The 20,119-nt window shown below is 61.5% G+C and carries 18 protein-coding genes; 7 read left to right on the top strand and 11 right to left on the bottom strand.

The annotated features are described in order from the left end of the window. The first annotated feature begins 25 nt into the window (after positions 1-25). A complete protein-coding gene (gene pdxJ / locus J5X93_RS20830) occupies positions 26-748 on the top strand; it encodes a pyridoxine 5'-phosphate synthase (RefSeq protein ID WP_232111557.1) in 723 nt (240 codons plus the stop codon). Between the two features lie 43 nt (positions 749-791). On the opposite strand, the gene J5X93_RS20825 is transcribed toward pdxJ, so the two are convergent. Both J5X93_RS20825 and J5X93_RS20820 read right to left on the bottom strand, forming a co-directional pair. Continuing rightward, positions 792-2,174, bottom strand: coding sequence for a heavy metal sensor histidine kinase (locus J5X93_RS20825; RefSeq protein ID WP_102081813.1), 1,383 nt, complete (start codon positions 2,172-2,174; stop codon positions 792-794). Continuing rightward, positions 2,171-2,845 carry a heavy metal response regulator transcription factor gene (locus J5X93_RS20820; protein WP_043206476.1) on the bottom strand — a complete coding sequence of 225 codons (675 nt, stop codon included), beginning with the start codon at positions 2,843-2,845 and terminating at the stop codon, positions 2,171-2,173. The genes J5X93_RS20825 and J5X93_RS20820 overlap by 4 nt, the downstream gene beginning before the upstream one ends. A 264-nt stretch (positions 2,846-3,109) precedes the next feature. Between J5X93_RS20820 and J5X93_RS20815 the strand changes: the two genes are divergently transcribed. Next, complete coding sequence (locus J5X93_RS20815; RefSeq protein WP_043206477.1) at positions 3,110-3,313, top strand: DUF2790 domain-containing protein; 204 nt, start codon at positions 3,110-3,112, stop codon at positions 3,311-3,313. A 68-nt stretch (positions 3,314-3,381) separates the two neighbouring features. Here the strand turns inward: J5X93_RS20815 and cmoB are convergent, their stop codons facing one another. From cmoB to J5X93_RS20800, 3 genes are all read right to left on the bottom strand, one after another. Beyond that, the gene (cmoB, locus tag J5X93_RS20810; protein WP_102081814.1) at positions 3,382-4,338 is read right to left on the bottom strand and encodes a tRNA 5-methoxyuridine(34)/uridine 5-oxyacetic acid(34) synthase CmoB; all 957 of its coding nucleotides are present in this window, start codon (positions 4,336-4,338) and stop codon (positions 3,382-3,384) included. Beyond that, complete coding sequence (cmoA, locus tag J5X93_RS20805) at positions 4,335-5,078, bottom strand: carboxy-S-adenosyl-L-methionine synthase CmoA (RefSeq protein WP_070574921.1); 744 nt, start codon at positions 5,076-5,078, stop codon at positions 4,335-4,337. Before cmoA ends, cmoB begins: the two co-directional genes overlap by 4 nt. A gap of 77 nt (positions 5,079-5,155) precedes the next feature. Further along, complete coding sequence (locus J5X93_RS20800) at positions 5,156-5,554, bottom strand: protease inhibitor I42 family protein (protein WP_043206480.1); 399 nt, start codon at positions 5,552-5,554, stop codon at positions 5,156-5,158. A 125-nt stretch (positions 5,555-5,679) separates the two neighbouring features. On the opposite strand from J5X93_RS20800, the gene J5X93_RS20795 reads away from it, so the two are divergent. The 3 genes from J5X93_RS20795 to J5X93_RS20785 all read left to right on the top strand — a co-directional run bounded on the left by J5X93_RS20795 (position 5,680) and on the right by J5X93_RS20785 (position 8,862). Continuing rightward, on the top strand, positions 5,680-6,840 hold the full coding sequence (locus J5X93_RS20795; RefSeq protein WP_043206481.1) for an alpha-xenorhabdolysin family binary toxin subunit A: 1,161 nt from the start codon (positions 5,680-5,682) through the stop codon (positions 6,838-6,840). 20 nt (positions 6,841-6,860) lie between these two features. Then, positions 6,861-7,859: an alpha-xenorhabdolysin family binary toxin subunit B gene (locus J5X93_RS20790; protein ID WP_043206482.1), complete on the top strand. Its 999-nt coding sequence runs from the start codon at positions 6,861-6,863 to the stop codon at positions 7,857-7,859. A 76-nt stretch (positions 7,860-7,935) separates the two neighbouring features. Next, on the top strand, positions 7,936-8,862 hold the full coding sequence (locus J5X93_RS20785; RefSeq protein WP_250033963.1) for a hypothetical protein: 927 nt from the start codon (positions 7,936-7,938) through the stop codon (positions 8,860-8,862). 31 nt (positions 8,863-8,893) lie between these two features. Here J5X93_RS20785 and lon read toward each other — a convergent pair whose 3' ends face one another. The 4 genes from lon to J5X93_RS20765 all read right to left on the bottom strand — a co-directional run bounded on the left by lon (position 8,894) and on the right by J5X93_RS20765 (position 17,575). Then, positions 8,894-11,317, bottom strand: coding sequence for an endopeptidase La (gene lon / locus J5X93_RS20780; RefSeq protein ID WP_043206485.1), 2,424 nt, complete (start codon positions 11,315-11,317; stop codon positions 8,894-8,896). A 134-nt stretch (positions 11,318-11,451) separates the two neighbouring features. Then, positions 11,452-13,863 carry a glucose/quinate/shikimate family membrane-bound PQQ-dependent dehydrogenase gene (locus J5X93_RS20775; protein ID WP_102081816.1) on the bottom strand — a complete coding sequence of 804 codons (2,412 nt, stop codon included), beginning with the start codon at positions 13,861-13,863 and terminating at the stop codon, positions 11,452-11,454. Between the two features lie 30 nt (positions 13,864-13,893). Beyond that, on the bottom strand, positions 13,894-15,240 hold the full coding sequence (locus J5X93_RS20770; protein ID WP_250033961.1) for a carbohydrate porin: 1,347 nt from the start codon (positions 15,238-15,240) through the stop codon (positions 13,894-13,896). A gap of 295 nt (positions 15,241-15,535) precedes the next feature. Continuing rightward, the gene (locus tag J5X93_RS20765) at positions 15,536-17,575 is read right to left on the bottom strand and encodes a TonB-dependent receptor (RefSeq protein WP_102081818.1); all 2,040 of its coding nucleotides are present in this window, start codon (positions 17,573-17,575) and stop codon (positions 15,536-15,538) included. Positions 17,576-17,752: 177 nt separating this feature from the next. Here J5X93_RS20765 and J5X93_RS20760 point away from each other — a divergent pair, with 177 nt between their 5' ends. Together J5X93_RS20760 and J5X93_RS20755 are read left to right on the top strand one after the other, a co-directional pair. Next, entirely contained in the window at positions 17,753-17,974 is a 222-nt protein-coding gene (locus J5X93_RS20760) for a VF530 family protein (protein WP_043206489.1), read from the top strand. Continuing rightward, positions 17,974-18,615, top strand: coding sequence for a Pr6Pr family membrane protein (locus J5X93_RS20755; RefSeq protein WP_043206490.1), 642 nt, complete (start codon positions 17,974-17,976; stop codon positions 18,613-18,615). The genes J5X93_RS20760 and J5X93_RS20755 overlap by 1 nt, the downstream gene beginning before the upstream one ends. A gap of 150 nt (positions 18,616-18,765) precedes the next feature. Here J5X93_RS20755 and J5X93_RS20750 read toward each other — a convergent pair whose 3' ends face one another. Together J5X93_RS20750 and J5X93_RS20745 are read right to left on the bottom strand one after the other, a co-directional pair. After that, entirely contained in the window at positions 18,766-19,527 is a 762-nt protein-coding gene (locus J5X93_RS20750) for a siderophore-interacting protein (RefSeq protein ID WP_043206491.1), read from the bottom strand. Beyond that, positions 19,524-20,066 carry a PadR family transcriptional regulator gene (locus J5X93_RS20745; protein WP_102081819.1) on the bottom strand — a complete coding sequence of 181 codons (543 nt, stop codon included), beginning with the start codon at positions 20,064-20,066 and terminating at the stop codon, positions 19,524-19,526. The genes J5X93_RS20750 and J5X93_RS20745 overlap by 4 nt, the downstream gene beginning before the upstream one ends. Positions 20,067-20,119: the final 53 nt, after the last annotated feature.

The raw sequence follows: 20,119 nt of genomic DNA, 5'->3' as shown, positions 1-20,119 counted from the left end.
CCCTTTCGTGACTCACAGCAACCGCATGCTTCTTGGCGTCAACATCGACCACGTGGCGACCCTTCGCCAGGCCCGGGGCACCCGTTACCCAGACCCGGTCAAGGCCGCGCTGGATGCCGAGGAAGCGGGCGCCGATGGTATCACCGTGCACCTGCGCGAAGACCGCCGGCATATCCAGGAGCGCGACGTGCTGCTGCTCAAGGACGTGCTGCAGACCCGCATGAACTTCGAAATGGGCATCACCGAAGAAATGATGGCCTTCGCCGAGAAGATCCGTCCGGCGCATATCTGCCTGGTGCCTGAAACCCGCCAGGAACTGACGACCGAGGGTGGCCTGGACGTCGCCGGCCAGGAGGCTCGGATCAAGGCTGCGGTGGAGCGTCTGTCGCGCACAGGGGCTGAAGTTTCGCTGTTCATCGATCCGGACGCGCGTCAGATCGAAGCTTCGCGCCGTGTCGGTGCACCGGCGATCGAACTGCACACCGGCCGCTATGCCGATGCCGAAACCCCGACCGAGGTGGCCGAAGAGCTGCAGCGGATCATTGACGGCGTGGCCGTGGGGGTAGGGCAGGGGCTGATCGTCAATGCCGGCCATGGCCTTCACTACCACAACGTCGAGGCGGTGGCGGCGATCAAGGGCATCAATGAACTGAACATCGGCCATGCGCTGGTGGCCCATGCGCTGTTCGTCGGTTTCAAGGCGGCTGTGGCCGAGATGAAGGCGCTGATCGTAGCGGCTTCTCGCTAATTGCCGTTCGGCTGTACTGGCCCCTTCGCCGGTACAGCCCCCGTCATTGCGCTCGGAATACCAAGGTGAAGCGGGTAGGGCCAGCAGGCGTGCTGCTGGCCTCGACTCGTCCGCCATGCAACTGCATGATCGACTTCACGATCGCCAGTCCCAATCCTGTCCCACCCTCCAGCCGCGAGCGTCCGCATCCTGCGCGGTAAAAGCGTTCGAACAGGTGCGGCAGATGACACCCGGCTATGCCTGGCCCCTGGTTGCGCACCCCTAGGTGTATCTCATCGCCCTGACGTTCGATCAGGACCGTCACCACCTGGTTCTCCGGGCTGTGGCGGATGGCATTGCTCAACAGGTTGGACAGTGCCCGCTGGAACATCAAGCGATCGGCCATGGCCGTCCCCCAACCCTGCAGATGCAGTTCGATCCCCTTGAGCTCGGCGCTGACGGCGAACAGCTCGCAGACACGCTCCGCTTCCTGAGCCAGGGCCAGTGGTCCGAACAGTACCTGGGCCTGGGGTTGGCTGACTTGGGCGAGAAACAACATGTCGTTGATGATGCGGTTGAGGCGGGTCAATTCCTCGACACTGTCCTCCAGTGCTTCCCGGTAATAGGTGCCATCGCGGTCCCGGGCCAGGGTGACCTGGGCCTTGCCCATGAGATTACCGATGGGCGTGCGAAGCTCATGGGCCAGATCATCGGAGAATTGCGAGAGCTGGCGTACACCTTGATCCAGGCGATCGAGCATGACATTGATGGCCTTGGCCAGTTCGGCCAGTTCCACCGGCAAGCCTGTGTCGGGAAGGCGATGCCCCAGGTCCTGGGCCGAGACGCGCCCGGCAATCCGGCGAAAGTGACGCAAAGGGCGCAATCCCATTTGCATCAGTTTCCAGGCACTGAGGCCGATCAGTACCAGCAACAAGGGCAGGGCCAACAATGTCGAGTTCAGGTAGGCCTGGAGCAGGGTGTTATCGTCGGCGCGATTGAGCGACATCATCACCCGAACGGTGGTGTCGTCGCGCAGGCGCATCAGGCGGGTGGCGGTGAGGATCTGGGCATCGGCACTGTCGCGCCACTCGTGGAAGCTCAGCCGGTCGCCGACCGGCAGCTCGTTCAGGCGTGCTTCCAGCGCAGGTCCCAGGCTCAGCAGCAAGGGGTGACGACCGTCGAGCGCCAGGATGCTCAGGCTCAGGTTGTCATGGCCCATGATCACATCGAGCAAGGGATGGGCGCGGCGGGCCAGATCCTCGTTGCGTAGATCGACGCGCAGATTGTGTTCGATCTGCAGCATCTTACGGTCCAGGTCTTTGCGGGCGCGGCTGTCCAGTTCGTGTTGCAGAGCGAACACGGCCAGGCAAGCCAGCAATAGCACCAGCGTGGCGCCCATCAGGGTCACCGACAACCCCAGGCGCAAGGACAGGCTGGCAGGTTTCATGGCCTGGCCTCGAGCACGTAGCCCACGCCGCGCAGAGTGTGGATCAGTTTGTCGTCGAACGGGTCGTCGATCTTGGCCCGCAGGCGACGGATCGACACCTCCACCACGTTGGTGTCGCAGTCGAAATTCATGTCCCAGACCAGCGAGATGATCTGCGTGCGCGACAACACTTCGCCGCTCTGGCGCATCAATAGGTGCAGCAGAGCGAACTCCTTGGCGGTCAGGTCGATGCGCCGCCCTGCGCGGTAGGCGCGGTGGCGGCCAGGGTCCAGTTCCAGGTCAGCGACGCGCAGGGTGCTCGGTTGCAGATGCTGGTCGTTGCGCCGCAGAAGGCTGCGGATTCGAGCCAGCAATTCCGGGAATTCGAAGGGTTTGAGCAGATAATCGTCGGCGCCCAGGTCCAGGCCTTTGACCCGGTCATCCAGGCGGCCATGGGCCGTAAGCATCATGATCCGCGTGGCCGATTCGCTGCGCAGGCGTTGCAGTACGCTCCAGCCGTCCAGGCCGGGCAGGTTGACGTCGAGAATCACCAGGTCATAGGGCTGCTGGCGGGCCAAATGCAGCCCGTCGATACCGGTATGGGCGCAGTCGACCACGTAGCCGTTCTCGCGCAGACCCTGTTGCAGGTAATCAGCGGTACGCAGTTCGTCTTCGATGATCAGTAGGCGCATGGGAAGCTCGGTGTAATGAAAGGTGGCGATTCTCGACCCTGTAGCGAGATCAGGGTCAAGGTTGCCGATGTTACGGGATGCAACCGAGCGGAAAGCTTGAATAACGGATTTGTAATGGGCCGGACATGTGGCTGAAAGGCGTTGCGCAAGTCTGTGCCGAAACGCCGCTCAAGTCTTGCAACACTGTAATGTCCGCCTCACCTTGGCGTTAGCTGCGCCTCGCTACGATGGCCTCGAACGACTGGTTATCACGAGGCAAACACGATGAACCTGACCCAATACTTGTTGTTGGCTGTACTCGCCCTGGGCAGTTCTGGGGCAATGGCCGAAGGCGGCGCCGAGCGTTCCAGGCAGTTCTGGGAGGCGTTCCGGCAAGACCAGCAGCGCCTGCATGGCGACAAAGAGCAAGCCGTGGTGGCGCGTGAGCGCAAGGCGAACGAGAAGGCCCGTGAATTGGCCAAGGATTGACGTGTAGCCGCCTTCGCAGTCGCTCCTCTGACGAAGGCGAGTCTGGCGCCCCTACGGGGGCGCCTTTTTTATTTGCGTGCCAGCAAGGTGGCGCGACGTGGGGCCGGGAGGCCCTCGATGGTGCGGCTGTGATCGTTCGGGTCGAGGAAGTCGGCGAGCGACTGGTAGCGCATCCAGTCGGTACTGCGCTGCTCGTCCACGCTGGTGACGCTGACATCGACACAGCGCACGTCGCTGAACCCGGCACGGCGCAGCCAGCGCTCCAGGGCCGGCACCGACGGCAGGAACCAAACGTTGCGCATCTGCGCGTAGCGGTCCTCGGGCACCAGCACCTGGTGTTCGTCGCCCTCGACGACCAGGGTTTCCAGCACCAGCTCGCCACCTTTGATCAGGCAGTCCTTGAGCGCCAGCAGGTGCTCGATGGGCGAGCGTCGGTGATAGAACACGCCCATGGAGAACACGGTGTCGAAGCCTTCTAGGTTCGCTGGCAGCTCTTCCAGAGCGAAGGGCAGGTGCCAGGCGGGAAGCTCCGGCAGGTACTTTTGCACGGCCTGGAACTGGCAGAAGAACAGCCAGTTGGGGTCCACGCCGATCACCATGTCGGCGCCGGCACCTAGCATGCGCCACTGGTAGTAGCCATTGCCGCAGCCGACGTCGAGCACGCGTTTGCCTTTCAGATCCAGATGCGGGCTTACCCGCGACCACTTCCAGTCAGAGCGCCATTCGGTGTCCACGTGGACGCCGAACAGGTCGAACGGCCCCTTGCGCCAGGGCGAGAGCCCCATCAACGCTTGGTGCATCCGGGCTCGGGTGGCATCGTCACAGTCGCTGTCCAGACGCAGGCCGTTTTGCAAGTCGACCTCGCTGGGCAGCAGATCCGGCAGGGCATCCAGCGCGCCGCGCCAACGATCGAGATCGCCATGGCCTTTCTCCAGCTTGGTGTGCAGTTGTGCTTGCAGGCCTTGGGACCACGTGGCAAGGGGCGTGCCCGCCAGGCGGCGGACGAGGGGGGAGAGGTCGATCATGGCAGGGCAATCAGTGAGGCGAAATTGAGGCATTGGAACCAAGGCACGACCTTGGAGAAGCCGGCGGCATGCAGGCGGTCTTTGTGGGTCTGCAGGGTGTCGGGTTTCATCACGTTCTCGATGGCGCTGCGCTTCTGGGCGATTTCCAGTTCGCTGTAGCCATTGGCACGCTTGAAGTCCAGGTGCAACTCGTTGAGCAGGTCCTGCTCCTGGTCATCGGCAAAACGCAGCTTCTCGGAGAGGACGAGCGCGCCGCCGGGCAGCAGCGCCTGGCGGATGCGACCTAGCAGTGCCAGGCGTTGGTCCGGGGCGATGAACTGCAAGGTGAAGTTCATCGCCACCACCGAGGCCGGCTCGAAGGGCAGGGCCAGGATATCGGCCTCCAGCACCTGTACTGGCAGCAGTTCCTGGAACATCGAGTCCTGGGCGGTGAGGTACTGACGGCAGCGCTCGACCATGGCTGCGGAATTGTCCACCGCAATCACCCGGCAGCCGTCGGCACGCACGTGCCGGCGCAGGGACTGGGTCACCGCGCCCAGTGATGCGCCCAGGTCGTACAGCGCAGTGTGCGGCTGGGCGAAGCGGGCGGCGAGCACGCCGAGGTTCTCGACAATGGTCGGGTAACCTGGCACCGAACGCTTGATCATGTCCGGGAACACCCGCACCACGTCCTCGTTGAAGGCAAAGTCGGGCACCTGCTCCAAGGGCTGGGCGAAGAGGCGGTCGGGTTGTTGGCTCACGGAAGTACCAGGTGGGGGTGGTAAAGAGCGTGCATTTTAGCCAACCCTGACCGTTTGCGCATCGCCTCTGGGCAGGTTCAGTCGACCGTCACGGCGCAGTCGAAGGTCTGTGCAGGGCGCACTTCGGGTGCCCAGGGTTGCTGATACACCAGAATGAGATGGCTCACGCCTTGGCCCTGGGCCTGGAAGCGCCACAAGGACTGGCCTGCACTGCCCACCACACCTGTGTCTTCTGGATCGCTATACACCTCAGGGCCCAGGCTGCGCAGGATGTTGGCCGCCGGGTGTTGAACCAGCCAGCGGTAACCGGTGCTGGGATTGCTGGGCAAACGCAAGGTCAATGTTTGTCCGGGCACCAGGGTGATTGGGCATTCACTGGCTTTTTCCAGAACGATAGGTTCAGGGGAGGACGGGGTTTGGCTGCAGGCGCTCAACAGCCCGAAGGCCAGGGGAAACAGTGCAAGGCGAGATCTCATGAAGTCTCCTGTCTGAATATACCAATAGATCTTGTAGGAGGAACGATTGCCATCTGATGACTCATCGGGGCGAGTCATAACTTTGTACCACCAAACCAGCCCGGTTTGGGTACAAGGAGAAATGTATGAGTTTCCAAAGAGCCAGCTATGAAACGCTGGCAAATGAGGCGGCCAGCCAACCTGTAGCAATGGTTACAGCAATGGCCGAGCGCGACGGTAGTAATGAGGGCGGCCTGACACTCAGCCGCGAGCACATCGTCACCATCAACCAATATGCCAATTTTGTTTTTGGTTTGCCCAAGACCCCACAAACCGTTGAGCAATGGCTGGGCTACAAGACCATCGATGAGCCTGAGCTGAAGCCCTCGGCCATGTCCAGCCTGTTTGAGGGGCTGCGTCGTCATGCCAACGCCTGGACAACACTGTCAGATCGCAGCAAGCGGCTCTCGAGCGAACTGGCAACCACCGCCAACTTGATCGATGTCGTTGGCGAGGAAATTGTTGCAGAGTGCAGTCGCCTGAGATTTCTGAAACCGCAAATGACCTGGGAGCAAGTGGCGCTCGCGAGGCCGGTCAAACTGGGCGCCGAGGACCAGAAAGCCGTCACGCAACTGGTCGAGTACATGCAAATCCTCAACGACGATGTCAGGAACTATGCCAAGCGTGTAGACGGTGTAAAGAAAGACAGCGAAGCCTTCAGGGACACCGTTAAAAAGGAGTTGCTGCCTGCAGTCGGCAACAAGGACAAGGCGCTAAAACGCAAGAAACAAGACGGGCTGGTTGAAGCGTTGCGCACTGAACTCAAAGCCCTCGACGTCGAGATCGGCGAACTTAAAAAAGAATACGACAGGTACCTTTCCAACGGACTGAGCAGCCTCGCTGGGGGGCCGCTTGGGGCTATTGTCGGCGGTGCGATCTATGGCGCCAAAGCAGAATCTGCGCGTAAGCAACGTAAAAAGTTAGAACAACAGCGCAGGGGGGTCGCAGCGAAACTGAAGGCCCGTGTGAATCTGGAAGGCCGGCTCAAGGAAATGACCCAGTTTGTGGATGATCTGGACGTGCGTCTTAACGATGTCCTGACCTCAGCCTCCCATTTGCAGACGGTCTGGGAGCGTGTCGAGGTCTACATCACCAGCTCCATCGAAGAGCTCGGAAAGATCACAGATGGCCAGCGGCTGGCGATCTTTCTGATCTTTTTCAAACGATTCCTCCGGCAGTGGAAGGAAATCGAGCGCACTTCGCTGCAACTGACAGCGGTTTTCGACAATGCCGCATCGGCACGCTAATTCATTAAAGGACTATTACCATGAATGCCAAGGTTTCTTATCTGTCGCCTGCCAGCCAGCAACCCGTACTGGACGACATTCTCTCGACGACCCGTGTTTTCCTGCTTGAGTGGCAGCAGGGCAACCTGAAGCCCTTGCCGACGTTGTATGAATCGATTGAGCGACATGCCAAGTTTCTGGACAGCATTACCAAGCGAATGGCAACTCAAGCCCTGCGGATGGAGGCAGAGCTGCATGCAAGCGGGTTAGAGGATATCGTCGATGCGCTTGAGGACATCGGCGAAGACCCTGAGCTTCTGTTCATTGCCCAGGAAACTATCAATAAAGTGCTGTCGAATCTGACGATTCAAATCAGTGGCGTAAAGAATGCCTCTACGGAGTTGTCGGCTTTGTCTGCCCCCAACGCCTCCCGCGACGAAGCCCGTTTATTCAGGCAGCAGATGGAACTGGAAACGACCAGTGTCGCCTTGAAAGCCGAAATAGACGCCGAGTCGTCCAAGATCGAGGCACTGCATACCGCCCTCAAAGCGCTGGAAGCTATCGATATCGAGGTCAAGTTCGACGGCCTGATTCCCACGCCCGAGCAATTGGCTGCGCTGGCAGTGCCCGGTGGGCAGATCGCCTTACTGAGTGAGGCCGCAGCCCAGGCCCTGAAAAACCTGGAGAAAACGCTTGGACAGTTGTCTGCCGACCTCAATTACAGCCGACTGCAGGCACAGCGTCGGCAATTGACACTCGGACTCAGAACGCTGCAGCGGGACCTTGCCGCCAATAGCCGAACCCTGGCGACATGCCGTCAACAGCTCAAGGCGCTGGAAAATGTGCCTAGGCTCGTCGCGCAACGTAAGGCCTGCCTGATTGCCTTGAATGCGCTGAGCATGGCGTTGGGGAGTTTCTACAACCTGCTGAAGAACGCCAAGTACAAGGGAATCGAAGACCTGCGTGCTATCGATGCGTTTTTGAAGACGCTCCTGGCTTATCAGCGCAGCATGATCAAGCAGATCAGCAATGCATTTTGATTCGTGATCGATAGCCTGACTGCCATTCATCAGAGCGGCGGTCAGGCTTACGGAGTTAATGCTCATGGAACAAAGGATGCTGATGCCGATGGGGAGCGCTGCACGGGCGATGGAAGTGCGAGTGGCAGCGCTCTTCAAACAGGCGCGAAGCGGCGTGGGTGATCTAAAAGCCTCTGTTGCGCAGCTGGATGCCTATGTCCGCAGGGTTCACGATTTACCTCAAGGACGATTGGCGCGTTGGGTGAGCTATTCGTATGTCTCTGAGCCAGTCCTGACTATTGGTAATTTGGAACGGCTGATCGCTAGGCTGTCCTACAGGAGTGGTTTTTGGTGGTCCTTGCGTGAGCGTGGAAGTGCGCTGAGTCAGGCATTGGTCGGGCATACCCAAACGGTCACGCAGCGGAGTGCAGAAATACAGAACATTGCGTCTCGGCTCGAGATGGCGAACGGTCATGCAGATAGATGGGAGGCGTTGTCTCGCGAAAAGGATTTGGCACTCAGTCCCAGGGATTTGACGCGTGTGGAAACAATGATTGCATACGTGGTCAGTCTTCGGAGGGAGGTCGAGGCCTTTGACATCCATCTCACTGAATACATGTCAGGTATCGAGGACTTTCGCGAAACGCACCGGCGTGAATTACAACCCGACCTGGATAGGGTGATCAAAGCGCTTGATACGGTTGAGGTGCGCAAGTGCACGCTGAGATTCGAGCCGTTTTGGACAAACTGTCGGAAAGCGACTTTTGAAGAAGAAGATCGCGAGCAGCTTAGGGCTTTGTTTGGCGTGCGTGATCTACAGCTGGCTGGCGTGCATGGCAATATTGAAAAACTTCATACGGCTTGGCAAGCGATAGGCACGTATGTCGAAAGTGCACACAATCATTTGAGCAAAGTGAAACGCCAGCGAGAGCTGGCGCTTTTCATGGTGTACTTCAAAATATTCTTGGGACAGTGGAAACAGGTTGCCGTGCACGCGCAGCGATTGCGTGAGGCTTTTGCCTGAAAAACAGAGGGGCCGTGGCCCCTCTGTTCAATCAAGCGAACAACACTTTCGCCACGTCGGCATAGCGCTTGGCGAAATGCACAGTCAGCCCTTCACGTAGATAGTCCGGCAGCTCTTCGAAGTCGCCGCGGTTGGCCTCTGGCAGGATCAGTTCGAAGATCTTCTGTCGCCGTGCGGCGATTACCTTCTCACGGACCCCACCAATCGGTAGCACCTGCCCGGTGAGTGTCAGTTCACCGGTCATGGCCACGCCTTTTTTCGGCGCCTGGTCCCGGGCGAGCGACAACAGGGCGCTTGCCATGGTGATGCCGGCGCTCGGCCCATCCTTGGGCGTGGCGCCCTCGGGTACGTGCAAGTGAATGAAGGCTTCGTTGAAAAAGCTCGGGTCGCCACCGTACTGCTTCAGGTTCGAGCTTACATAGCTGTAAGCGATCTCGGCCGATTCCTTCATCACATCGCCCAGCTTGCCGGTGAGCTTGAAGCCACGGTTGAGGGTATGGATACGGGTGGCTTCGATCGGCAAGGTGGCCCCGCCCATGCTGGTCCAGGCAAGGCCGGTGATCACGCCCTTGCCAGCGAGCACCTGCTCGCTGCGGAACACCGGCATACCGAGTGCCGCTTCCAAGTCCTTGGTGCCGATCTTGAGCTTGGCCTGCGGCGTCTCGAGCAGCTTGACCACTGCCTTGCGCACCAGTTTGCCCAGCTGTTTTTCCAGTTGGCGCACACCGGCCTCGCGTGCATACCCCTCGATCACCATGCGCAGAGCGCTGTCGCTGATGCTCAGGCTGGATTTGGCGACTCCGGCTTTGGCCAGTTGCTTGGGCCATAGATGGCGCTTGGCGATCGCCAGTTTCTCTTCGGTGATGTAGCCGGAGAGGCGGATCACTTCCATGCGGTCGAGCAGTGGGCCGGGGATCGAGTCCAAGGTGTTGGCGGTGCAAACGAACAGCACTTTGGACAAGTCCAGGCGCAGGTCCAGGTAATGGTCGAGGAAGTCGACGTTCTGTTCGGGGTCGAGTGTTTCGAGCAGCGCCGAGGCCGGGTCGCCTTGGTAGCTCTGGCCCATCTTGTCGATCTCGTCGAGCATGATCACCGGGTTCATCACCTCGACGTCCTTCAGGGCCTGCACCAGCTTGCCCGGCTGGGCGCCGATATAGGTGCGTCGGTGGCCCTTGATCTCCGCCTCGTCGCGCATGCCGCCGACGCTGAAGCGGAAGAACGGCCGGCCGAGGCTTTCGGCGATGGACTTGCCGATACTGGTCTTGCCCACCCCGGGCGGGCCGACCAGCAGGACAATGGAGCCGCTGATTTCGCCTTTCCAGGCCCCAACGGCAAGGAACTCCAGGATCCGATCCTTGATGTCGTCCAGCCCGGCGTGATGCTGGTCGAGGACTTTGCGCGCATGGGTGAGGTCAAGCTTGTCTTGGCCGTAAACGCCCCAGGGCAGTGCGGTGGCCCAGTCCAGATAGTTGCGGGTGACGGCGTATTCCGGCGAACCGGTCTCGAGGATCGACAGCTTGTTCATTTCCTCGTCGATGCGCTTTTTCGCCTGCTCCGGCAGGGTCTTGCCTTCCAGGCGCTGCTGGAACTGCTCCAGGTCGGCGCTACGGTCGTCTTTGGTCAGGCCCAACTCCTGCTGGATGACTTTGAGCTGTTCCTTGAGGAAGAACTCGCGCTGGTGTTCGCCAATCTGCCGGTTGACCTCGGCGGAGATCTCGTTTTGCAGACGCGCAACCTCGACCTCCTTGCGCAGCATCGGCAGGACTTTTTCCATGCGCTTGAGCATTGGCACACAGTCGAGCACTTCCTGCAGCTGCGCGCCGGTAGCCGAGGTCAGCGCGGCGGCGAAATCGGTCAAGGGCGATGGGTCGTTTGGGCTGAAGCGGTTGAGGTAGTTCTTCAGCTCTTCGCTGTACAACGGATTGAGCGGCAACAGCTCCTTGATCGCATTGATCAGGGCCATGCCATAGGCCTTCACCTCGTCGGTGGGTTCGGCGGGTTGATGCGGGTAGTCCACTTCCACCAAGTAGGGCGGGCGATGGTGCTTGAGCCAGGTCCGGATGCGCACCCGGGTCAGGCCCTGGGCGACGAACTGCAGCTTGCCGTTCTCGCGGCTGGCGTGGTGGACCTTGACCAAGGTGCCGTACTGCGGCAGGGACGAGGTGTCGAAATGACGATGGTCTTCTGGCGGCTCGTCCAGGAAGAACAGGGCCAGGGAGTGGTGCGGGGTCTTGGCGACCAGATCCAGGGTTTCTGCCCAAGGTTCTTCATTGACGATCACCGGCAGGACCTGGGCCGGGAAGAACGGGCGGTTGTGGATCGGGATCACATAGACCTTGTCCGGCAGTTGTTGGCCGGGCAGGGCAAGGTGGTGGCCGGGGGTGGCCTTGGCGTGGAGATGTTCGACTGTCTCGTGTTCGTCTGGATGGTCCGGTAGATCTTGCTGGTCGCTCATGGGGCACCTGCGCAAATGACTATGGTGCTTAGATGGGGCGGGGGGGGATGGGTTTCAAGCTTTGAGCTTCGAGCTGCAAGCTGCAAGAAAAAAGCGGGGCCTCGTAGGCCCCGCTTTCTTTTGTCGCTTGCCGCTTAGTCGGCGAGCTTGTAGGCGATGATGTAGTCGCCCATCTTGGTGCCCAGCGAGCCGTGGCCGCCGGCGGTGACCAGCACGTACTGCTTGCCATCCTTGCCGGTGTAGGTCATTGGCGTGGCTTGGCCACCCGCTGGCAGGCGGGCTTTCCACAGCTCCTTGCCGTTGTGCACGTCATAAGCGCGCAGGTACTGGTCCAGGGTGCCGCTGAGGAAGCCTACGCCACCTGCGGTGACGATCGAGCCACCCATGCTCGGTACGCCGACCGGCAGGCCGATCGGTATTGGAGTGCTGTCGCGGGTGGTGCCGTTCTTGTGCTTCCAGATCACTTTGTTGGTGAACAGGTCGATCGCCGCGACGTAACCCCAGGCCGGCGCCTGGCACGGTACGCCCAAAGGCGACATGAACGGATGCATGATCACCGCGTAGGGCGCACCGGTGTTCGGTTGCACGCCGCTGGTCTCGCTCTCGCGCTTGCTGCCGGCGGCAACTTGCTCGCGGGGCACCATCTTCGAGACGAACGCCATGTAGTTTGGCGAGGTGAACAGCACCTGGCGAACTGGGTCGACCGACACGCTACCCCAGTTGAACACGCCAACGTTGCCTGGGTAGACCAGCGAGCCCTGCTCGGACGGCGGGGTGTACTGGCCCTCGTAGCGCAGGCTGCGGAACTGGATACGGCAGAGCATCTGATCGAACGGCGTTGCGCCCCACATGGCCTTTTCGGTCAGCTCGGGGCCGAGCAGGTTGAGGTCCGAACGTGCCTGGGTCGGTGCGGTGTGATCGCCTTTGACGGCGCCTTGGGGGACTGGAATCTCACGGATCGGCACGATCGGCGTGCCGTCGCGACGGTCTAGCACATACAGGCTGCCTTGCTTGGTCGGCACGATGACCGCGGGCTTGATGCCATCGTCGGTTTTCAGGTGCACCAGGGTCGGCTGGCTGCCCACGTCCATATCCCACAGGTCGTGGTGGGTGAACTGGTAGTTCCAGCGCACTTTACCGGTGGCCAGGTCCAGGGCGACGATACCGGCGCTGTACTTCTCGGCGCCTGGGGTACGGTCGGCGCCCCACTGGTCGGGGGTCTGGTTGCCCAGCGGCAGGTAGATCATCCCCAGGTCTTCGTCGACGCTGGCGATCGACCACATGTTGGCCGAGTTGCGGCTGTAGGTCTGGCCGGCGGCGAGTGGCTTGGTGTCCTCTGGGTTGTTGCTGTCCCAGTTCCACACCAGGTGGCCGTCGTGCACGTCGTACGCGCGGATCACGCCGGACGGCTCATTGGTCGACTCGTTGTCGGTGACGTGACCGCCAATGATCACCAGCTCGCGGGTGACCGCCGCTGGCGAGGTGGAGTAGTACCCGCCGGCGGTGAAGGGCCCAAGGCCGGTGGTCAGGTCGATCACGCCCTGGTTGGCGAAGCCTTCGCAGACCTTGCCATTGTCGGCGTTGATGGCGATCAGGCGGGCGTCGGCGGTCGGCAGGTACAGGCGGCGCGGGCAGGTCTGGGCCACGATCTGGCCTGCGTCGGAGATCTTTGGCGCAGGCTTGCCGTCGCGGCTGACGTAGCGGTTTTCGTCATAGTACGAAACGCCGCGGCAGGTCATGTGGGCAAAGCCCTTGAGCGAGCCGGTAGGGCTCTTGATCTGCGGGTCGAAGCGCCAGATCTCGGCACCGGTGTCCGGATCCAAGGCCAGCAGCTTGCTGTGAGCGGTGCACGCATAGAGCATGCCGTTGACCTTCAGCGGCGTGTTCTGGTTGGTCAGCTCTACCGGATCGTCATCGGTCGGTAGGTCACCGGTGCGGATGCGCCAGGCTTCTTCCAGTCGGTAGGCATTCTGCGGGGTGATCTGGCGCAGCGGCGAGTAGCGGTCGCCGTGTTCTGTACGGCCGTAGGCCTGCCATTCGCCGTCCGGCATGTCGGGGGCTGCGCTGCCCATTTCGCTGTTGTCGCGATTGAGCGTGCCGAAGGTCTCGCCCGGGTGTGTGAACTGGCTGCCCAGGGCGCTGGCGCCGGCGGCGACCACCGCGACGCTGAGCAGCGCGGTGTTGATTTTCGATGACGGGCCGATCAGGGGACGACGTGCCCACGGCAGCAGCAGGACGACCCCGACGGCGAACCAGATCGCCAGACGTGGCACCAGTTGCCACCAGTCCAGGCCGACTTCCCACAGTGCCCAGATCGTGCTGCCCAACAGCACCAAGCCATACAGGCCCAAAGCGATACGGCGCATGGCCAGCAGGAGGATGCCGGACAGGGCAAAGCCAATGCCGGCGATAAGGTAGTACAGGGATCCTCCCAGCTGGCTCAGCTTGATGCCGCCTGCCAGCAGGGCCAGGCCCATCAGCAACAGCAGCACGCCCAGAAGGCGCGGTAGCCAGCGGGTTCCATTCTTGGCACCGTCAGTGCTCATCGTATGTTCTCCGTAGGTCGAAGGGGTGGGTTAGAAACTGCTCTGAATTTTCAGGCCGCCGATCAGGGCGGCGTCGACCTGCGACACACCGCCTGGATGGCGGATGTATTGCAGGTTGGGTCGTACGGTGAGCCAATCGGCCAGGTGAATGCCGTAGTAGAGCTCGGCGCTGTATTCGGTGTCTTGGACGGGCAGGTAGCCAGGGTTGTCGTAATCGTCCAGGCCGGCGGCCTGGTTGATGAGGCGGGCATTCTTGCGATAGCCGGGATTGACGTGCACGCGGGCGAGGGCGAAACCGATGTCGTCCTTGGCGCGGGCATCGAAGGGCCCTTTGTACACCACACCTGCCTGAACATAGTTGTCGATGGCATTGGTCTTCTTGTCGTGCATCGTGGCATTGGCGAACAGGCTCAAGCCGCGGGAGTGGTCCGAGGCCAGCGACGTCACTTGCTGCTGGGCTCCGAGCCAGAAGCCATGCTTGCTCGAGCTGCTGCGATAGGCCTGGCCGCTCAAGGCAGCCGGCTGGCCGTTGCTGTCCTTCAGAACATCCTGTGCCTTGGCATTACTGTAGTAGTAGCCAGCGCGATATTCCCCTTCAAAGCCATTGACCCGCGGGCTCCACACCAGTTCGATCGGCATGACCGCGCCCTGGGTACCGCTGCCGCTGAGCTTGAAGCCGTTACCGCTTTCAAGGTTCGAGGGGTTCTGTTCGAAGACGCCGACCTGGGCGTACAGCGAGTCGTTGAGGTTGTAGCGAACGCGCAGGGCCCACTGGCTGACGGGCCAGTTGTACCAGATGCCACCCACCCAGTTGCCCACCTGGGAGCCGCAGAAGGCCAGGTTCTGGAAGTCGCAAGGGAAGCTGTTGAAGTCCTCGCCTTCACCGAAGCGCCCGAATTTCACATCCAGGGCGCCATCGAAGTACTTCTGCTTGATCCACATCTGCGTCAGCCGCCAGGACTGGCCGCGGCCCCAGACTTCCTGGGCCGAGGTGAAGCCGCCGACCCGGGGGGCGTTGATCCGGTCGTTGCTGATGTTCTGGCCATGGCGTTCGGTGATCGCCAGCTTGAACTCGGCATCCTGCCAGCCAAGGATCTTTTCCAGATCAAGGTGGCTGGCGAAGGTGAACTGGTCGCTGTAGCGCGCGGTACGGTCGTGGTCATAGCCGCCGTGCAGGTTGCTGCCCATCTCGCCGGTGTAGCCGAGGGTGAAGTCGTAGCCTTTTTCCAGCAATTCGGTGCGGGTGCCACCCCAGTCGCCAAGCATCCACGGGGAGTCGCTGGCGAACAGCTCATGGGCTGCGCTGGTGGACGACAACCCGCCCAGAACAGTGGCGAGGGCGAAGCTGGAAAAACGGGTTTTGGGCAGTTGGAGCATGAGATAGCGCTATCTTTTGATTATTGAAAAAACGGCAAGCGCATCGAAGGGCGGGCCCTTCAATGGAGATGGCTGCAAGGTTCGTGGATGAAGCGTTTCAGCGTGCGGCGTGGAGGATATAGGGGAAGTTGTAAGAAAAAAAGACAAATTGTCGCAGCGGATTGTTGCTCAGAGAGTAATAGTTGGGGCAGTTGGGCAGCCTTTTGTAGGCTTCGCCAGCTCCCGCGCCACTGAGGGAACTGGCTTGTCCTGGCTCCGGACCATCGCGATTGGGCCCATGGCGCCGCCAGAATGCTTAGAACGAGGTGCGCAATCCCACCTGTACACTGCGTCCAGGCGCTGGTGCGATGTCTCGCAGGATCGAACTGGCATAGCGCACGGTCTGGTCGGTCAGGTTTTCTCCGCGCACGAATACCAGCCAGTCGCTCTGACCGATATCGAAGCGGTAGCCCAGACTGGCGCCGAGGGTGGTGTAGCCGTCGGTACTGGTCTCGTTGGCGGGTTTGCGGTGCTGCGAGGCCGCGTGCTGCACGTCGACCCGCGCTTGCCAGCGATCCCGTTCCCAGAGCAAACCGCTGTTCAGGCGTAGCGGCGCGATACGCGGCAGAGGCTCACCGCTGTCAAGATTCTTGGCGCGGGTGTAATCGCCTGAGAGCTCCAGTGCGAAGCTGCCGTAGCGGTTTTCGGCCAACTGCCAGCGGTCTTGGGCTTCGATGCCATAGAACCGGGCGCGCACGCCTTGGTACAGGTATTCGGGCAGTTCGCCATGGTCGTGATCGTGATCGTGATCATCATGATCGTGGTGGTGGCCTTCGCGCAGGTTGCCGGTGCCGATCAGGCCGATGTAGTTGCGAAAATGGCTGTAGAACACGCCCACGCTGCCCTTGTGGGTGCCATTGTCGAAGCGCAGGGCCAGGTCGGTGGAAACGGCTTTTTCCTTGTTCAGGTTCGGGTCGCCCACTTCGAAGGCGCCCGTGGCTACGTGTGCGCCGTTGGCGTACAACTCGTAGAAGGTCGGGGCGCGCTCGGTGTAGGCGAGGTTCGCGGCCAGCGACCAGACCGGGTCGAGTTGGTACACCGCGCCGGACGAGAGACTTGCGGAAGTGAAGCTTTCCGAGTTGTCGGCACTGGCAAAGGTGGCGTTGCCCTTGGCATCCGGATCGATGCGGGTGTGTTCCAGACGCGCGCCGAGGCTCAGGTTCAAGCGCTCGCTGGTCTGCCATTGTTCGAGCATGAACAGCGCCAGGCTGTCGGTGTCGGTGTGGGGGACGAACGCTTCCTCGCCCAGGGCGGAGAATTCGTTGCGGCTGATTTGCGCGCCCAGGACGCCCTCGACGGGGCCGAAGGGCTGGTGGCGTGCTTCGACCCGCGCCTCGTAGCCTTTGTTCTTGAACGTGGTGTGAACTTCGCCGCTTTCGATCTCGCGGTGCTGGTAATCGGTGTAGCCCGCATCGACTTTGATCGAGCTGAACGGGCCTTCGAGGTCGCGCAGCTCGCTGGCAAAACCATAGTGATCTTGCTGCATGTCCAGGCGGACCCCGGGCTCTGCGACCGAGCCGTAGTTACTGTCGTAGCGACTGTAAGAAAGGCCGGTGTAGCCCCGGTCCCAATGGTACGCACCGCCGATGGCGCCGCCATCCTGGCGTCCGTCGCTATTTTCCAGTCGATGACGGCTGCCGGGCTCATCGCTGTCGCGCACTTTCGAACTGCGGGCATAGCCTGGGATACGCAGGTCGTTGAACTGGCGGCTGTTGGCGTCCAGGTGCAAGGCGAAAGCCCCATTGCCGGCCTCCAGCTTGCCGGCGCTGCTGCGGGTGGTGTCGGCGCCGCCGTAGCGCAGCTCGCCGGCGCCGTGGATCCCCTCGATGGGCGAGTCGGGAATGCGGTTGTCGAAGGTGTTGACCACACCGCCGATGGCATTGCCGCCATAGAGCAGGGCGGCCGGGCCGCGGACGATTTCGATGCGTTCGACGTTGACCGGATCCAGCGGGACGGCGTGGTCATAGGACAGCGATGAAGCATCCAGTGCGCCCACGCCGTTGCGCAGGATGCGGATCCGGTCGCCATCCAGGCCGCGGATCACCGGGCGACTAGCGCCGGGGCCGAACCAGGTCGAAGCGACGCCGGGCTGTTTGTTGAGGGTCTCGCCCAGGCTGCCTTGCTGTTGATGCAGCAGGTCGTCGCCTTGTAGCACCGTGTTGGGCGCGGCGAATTGGCGATTGCCCAAGGGGTTGGCTGTGATGACCTGAGGTTCTAGTTCCACGGCCTGGCTGGGCATGGAGGCCAGCCAGAGGGCGACAGCGAGGGGGGAGAGGCGCAGAGACATGTGACGCATGGGGGTGTGACGTTCCTTGGCAGAGAGCTTTATTGTTACAATATAACATCTCTATTGCAGCACAAGGGTTCACGCTTTGGCCAGTGCTTCGTGCAAATGCGACTCGCAACGCCGAATCAGCGCCGCCTGTCACTACACTCGTGTAAGGTGCGCATCTTTACCCGCGGGAGCACAGGCATGAGCACGGCCCAACACAACGCGCTGCACGGCAAGACGCTGGAGCAGATCCTCACCGAGCTGGTGGCCCACTACCAATGGCAAGGCCTGGCCGAGCGCATCGACATTCGTTGCTTCAAGAGCAACCCGACCATCAAGTCGAGCCTGACCTTCCTGCGCAAGACGCCCTGGGCGCGGGAGAAGGTCGAGCAGCTCTACGTGAAACTCCAGCGGGCTGGCTGATGCCGCGTCATCCCTGGCTGACTTTCGCCGCGTGGCTCGGCTGGACGGGCCTGGCGATACAGGTCTACCTGGTGCTGTGGGCCCGCTGGGAGGAGCAGGCTAGCCTGATCGGCGGTCTGGTGAATGTGTTTGGTTACTTCACGGTGCTGACCAATACCCTGGTCGCGACAGTGCTTAGCTATGCGGCGTTTGGCCGGGCGTCGAGTGCGCAGCGGTTCTTCCTTTCGCCCGTGGTGGGTTCCGGCATCACCGCGAGCATCGTGCTGGTCGCGCTCGCCTATAGCGTGCTGCTGCGCCATCTGTGGCAACCCCAGGGCTGGCAATGGGTGGCCGATGAATTGCTGCACGATGTGATGCCGCTGGTATGCGTGCTGTATTGGTGGCGTGAGGTGCCCAAGGGCAGCTTGCGGCTGTGGCACTTGGCGGCGTGGACCCTGTACCCAGCAATGTATTTTGCCTATGCCTTGTGGCGGGGGCGGGAAATCGGCGTTTATGCGTACCCGTTCATCGATGTCGCGACTCTTGGCTATGGGCAGGTGCTGCTCAATGCCTTGGGCGTGCTTGTGGGATTCTGGGGGATCGGGTTGGTGTTGGTCGGGGTGGATCGCTGGCGGGGGCGTCGGTTGACGCAGGCCTATTGAGGCAGTGTCGGCCCGTTCGCGCGTAACCCTGCTCCCACAGGTACAGCGGTGTTCCCTATAGCACCGAAGTACCTGCGCAACCGGGTTTACCTGCGAAGAGGACGCTACAGAGCAAGCCAGTTGTACCTGCAATGCATGAGCTGCAGAACATCATTCGTCATCGACACTGCCGTCCTGGCGCCAGTAGGCCGCAGCTTTCAGCGCATCGTCCTTCACACCTTTTTCCAGCAGCAATGCCTTGGCCTGGCGGGTCAGGGTTTTTTCCAACGCAACCCAGGCGTACAGCGCACCGGGCGGCAGCGCCAGTTGCTCGAGCATGGCCAACAGGTCGTCCTGGTGGCGATGCACCCAGATCACCTCGACGTGCGCCTTGCTCGGCAATGGCTGCTGCTCCTGCTCGTCTTCGATCTGGATCAGCGCCAGCACCCGGCGGCCAGCAGGCAATTCTTCGAGACGTCGACCGATGGCGGGGATCGCGGTTTCGTCGCCAATCAGCAGGTAGCTGTCGAATAGGTCCGGCACCACCATCGAGGCGCGTGGGCCGGCGATGTCCAGGGTTTGGCCCGGTGCAGCCTGCGCCGCCCAGGTGGACGCCGGGCCATCGCCGTGCAGCACGAAATCGATATCCAATTCATTGGCCACCAGGTCGATGCGTCGGGGCGTGTACTCGCGCATGGTCGGACGAGCGCCACCATCGCGACCGAGATTGCGGGCGTCGATGGCCTGTTGCTCTTCGGGGGAGAGGGCGAACAGCAGCTTGATGTGATCATCGCTGCCCATGCTGGTGAAGCCTTGCAGTTCTGGGCCGCCCAAGGTGATGCGGCGCATGCGCGGGGTCAGGTCGGTGACCCGCAGCACCTGCAGGCGGCGTTGGCGGATTTCATGGTTGACGCGATGGATGGTATCGCTCATGGGGAGTTCTCCGTAACAGCCTCGGTGGGGCCTGAGGCGATGGCCTTGGCAGTGTCGTTGAGCAGGGTGCGTACCCGCTCGATCTCCTCGAGCGTCCAGCGACCGCTATGCATGTGCAGGGCGTGACGCAGGTTACCGACTGCTTCGTGGATCTCTGGCGGGCGATCGTGCCCACGCAGGGCGCGTTTGCTGACTTCGATGCGCATACGCACGCCATCGAGCGCCACCGCCTGCTCGGCCAAGGCCTCACGCCCCGCTTCGGTGATGACGTAGAGGCGCTTGCTGCCCTGGACCTGGCCGGTGATCAGCTCGGCTTCTTCGAGAAAATTCAGGGTCGGGTAGATGACCCCCGGGCTTGGGGTATAGCTGCCGTCGAACAGGCTTTCGATCTGGCGGATCAGGTCATAACCGTGACCGGGCTGCTCGGCCAGCATCGACAGCATCAACAGCTTCAGATCGCCAGGGGCGAAGACCCGCGGGCCACGCTCGCCCCGGGCGGGGCGGCGTTCGAAGGGGTCGTGTGGGACGTGGTCGCGCATGGAGAGACGGCTCCGTGTGTTTCGATATATCGAAAGATATTACTCAAGATATA

Origin of the sequence: Pseudomonas sp. BYT-1 (assembly GCF_023611805.1) — a bacterium.
In the GTDB taxonomy this organism is placed as follows: Bacteria; Pseudomonadota; Gammaproteobacteria; order Pseudomonadales; family Pseudomonadaceae; genus Aquipseudomonas; species Aquipseudomonas guariconensis.
This window is presented reverse-complemented; position numbering and strand designations above follow the sequence as displayed.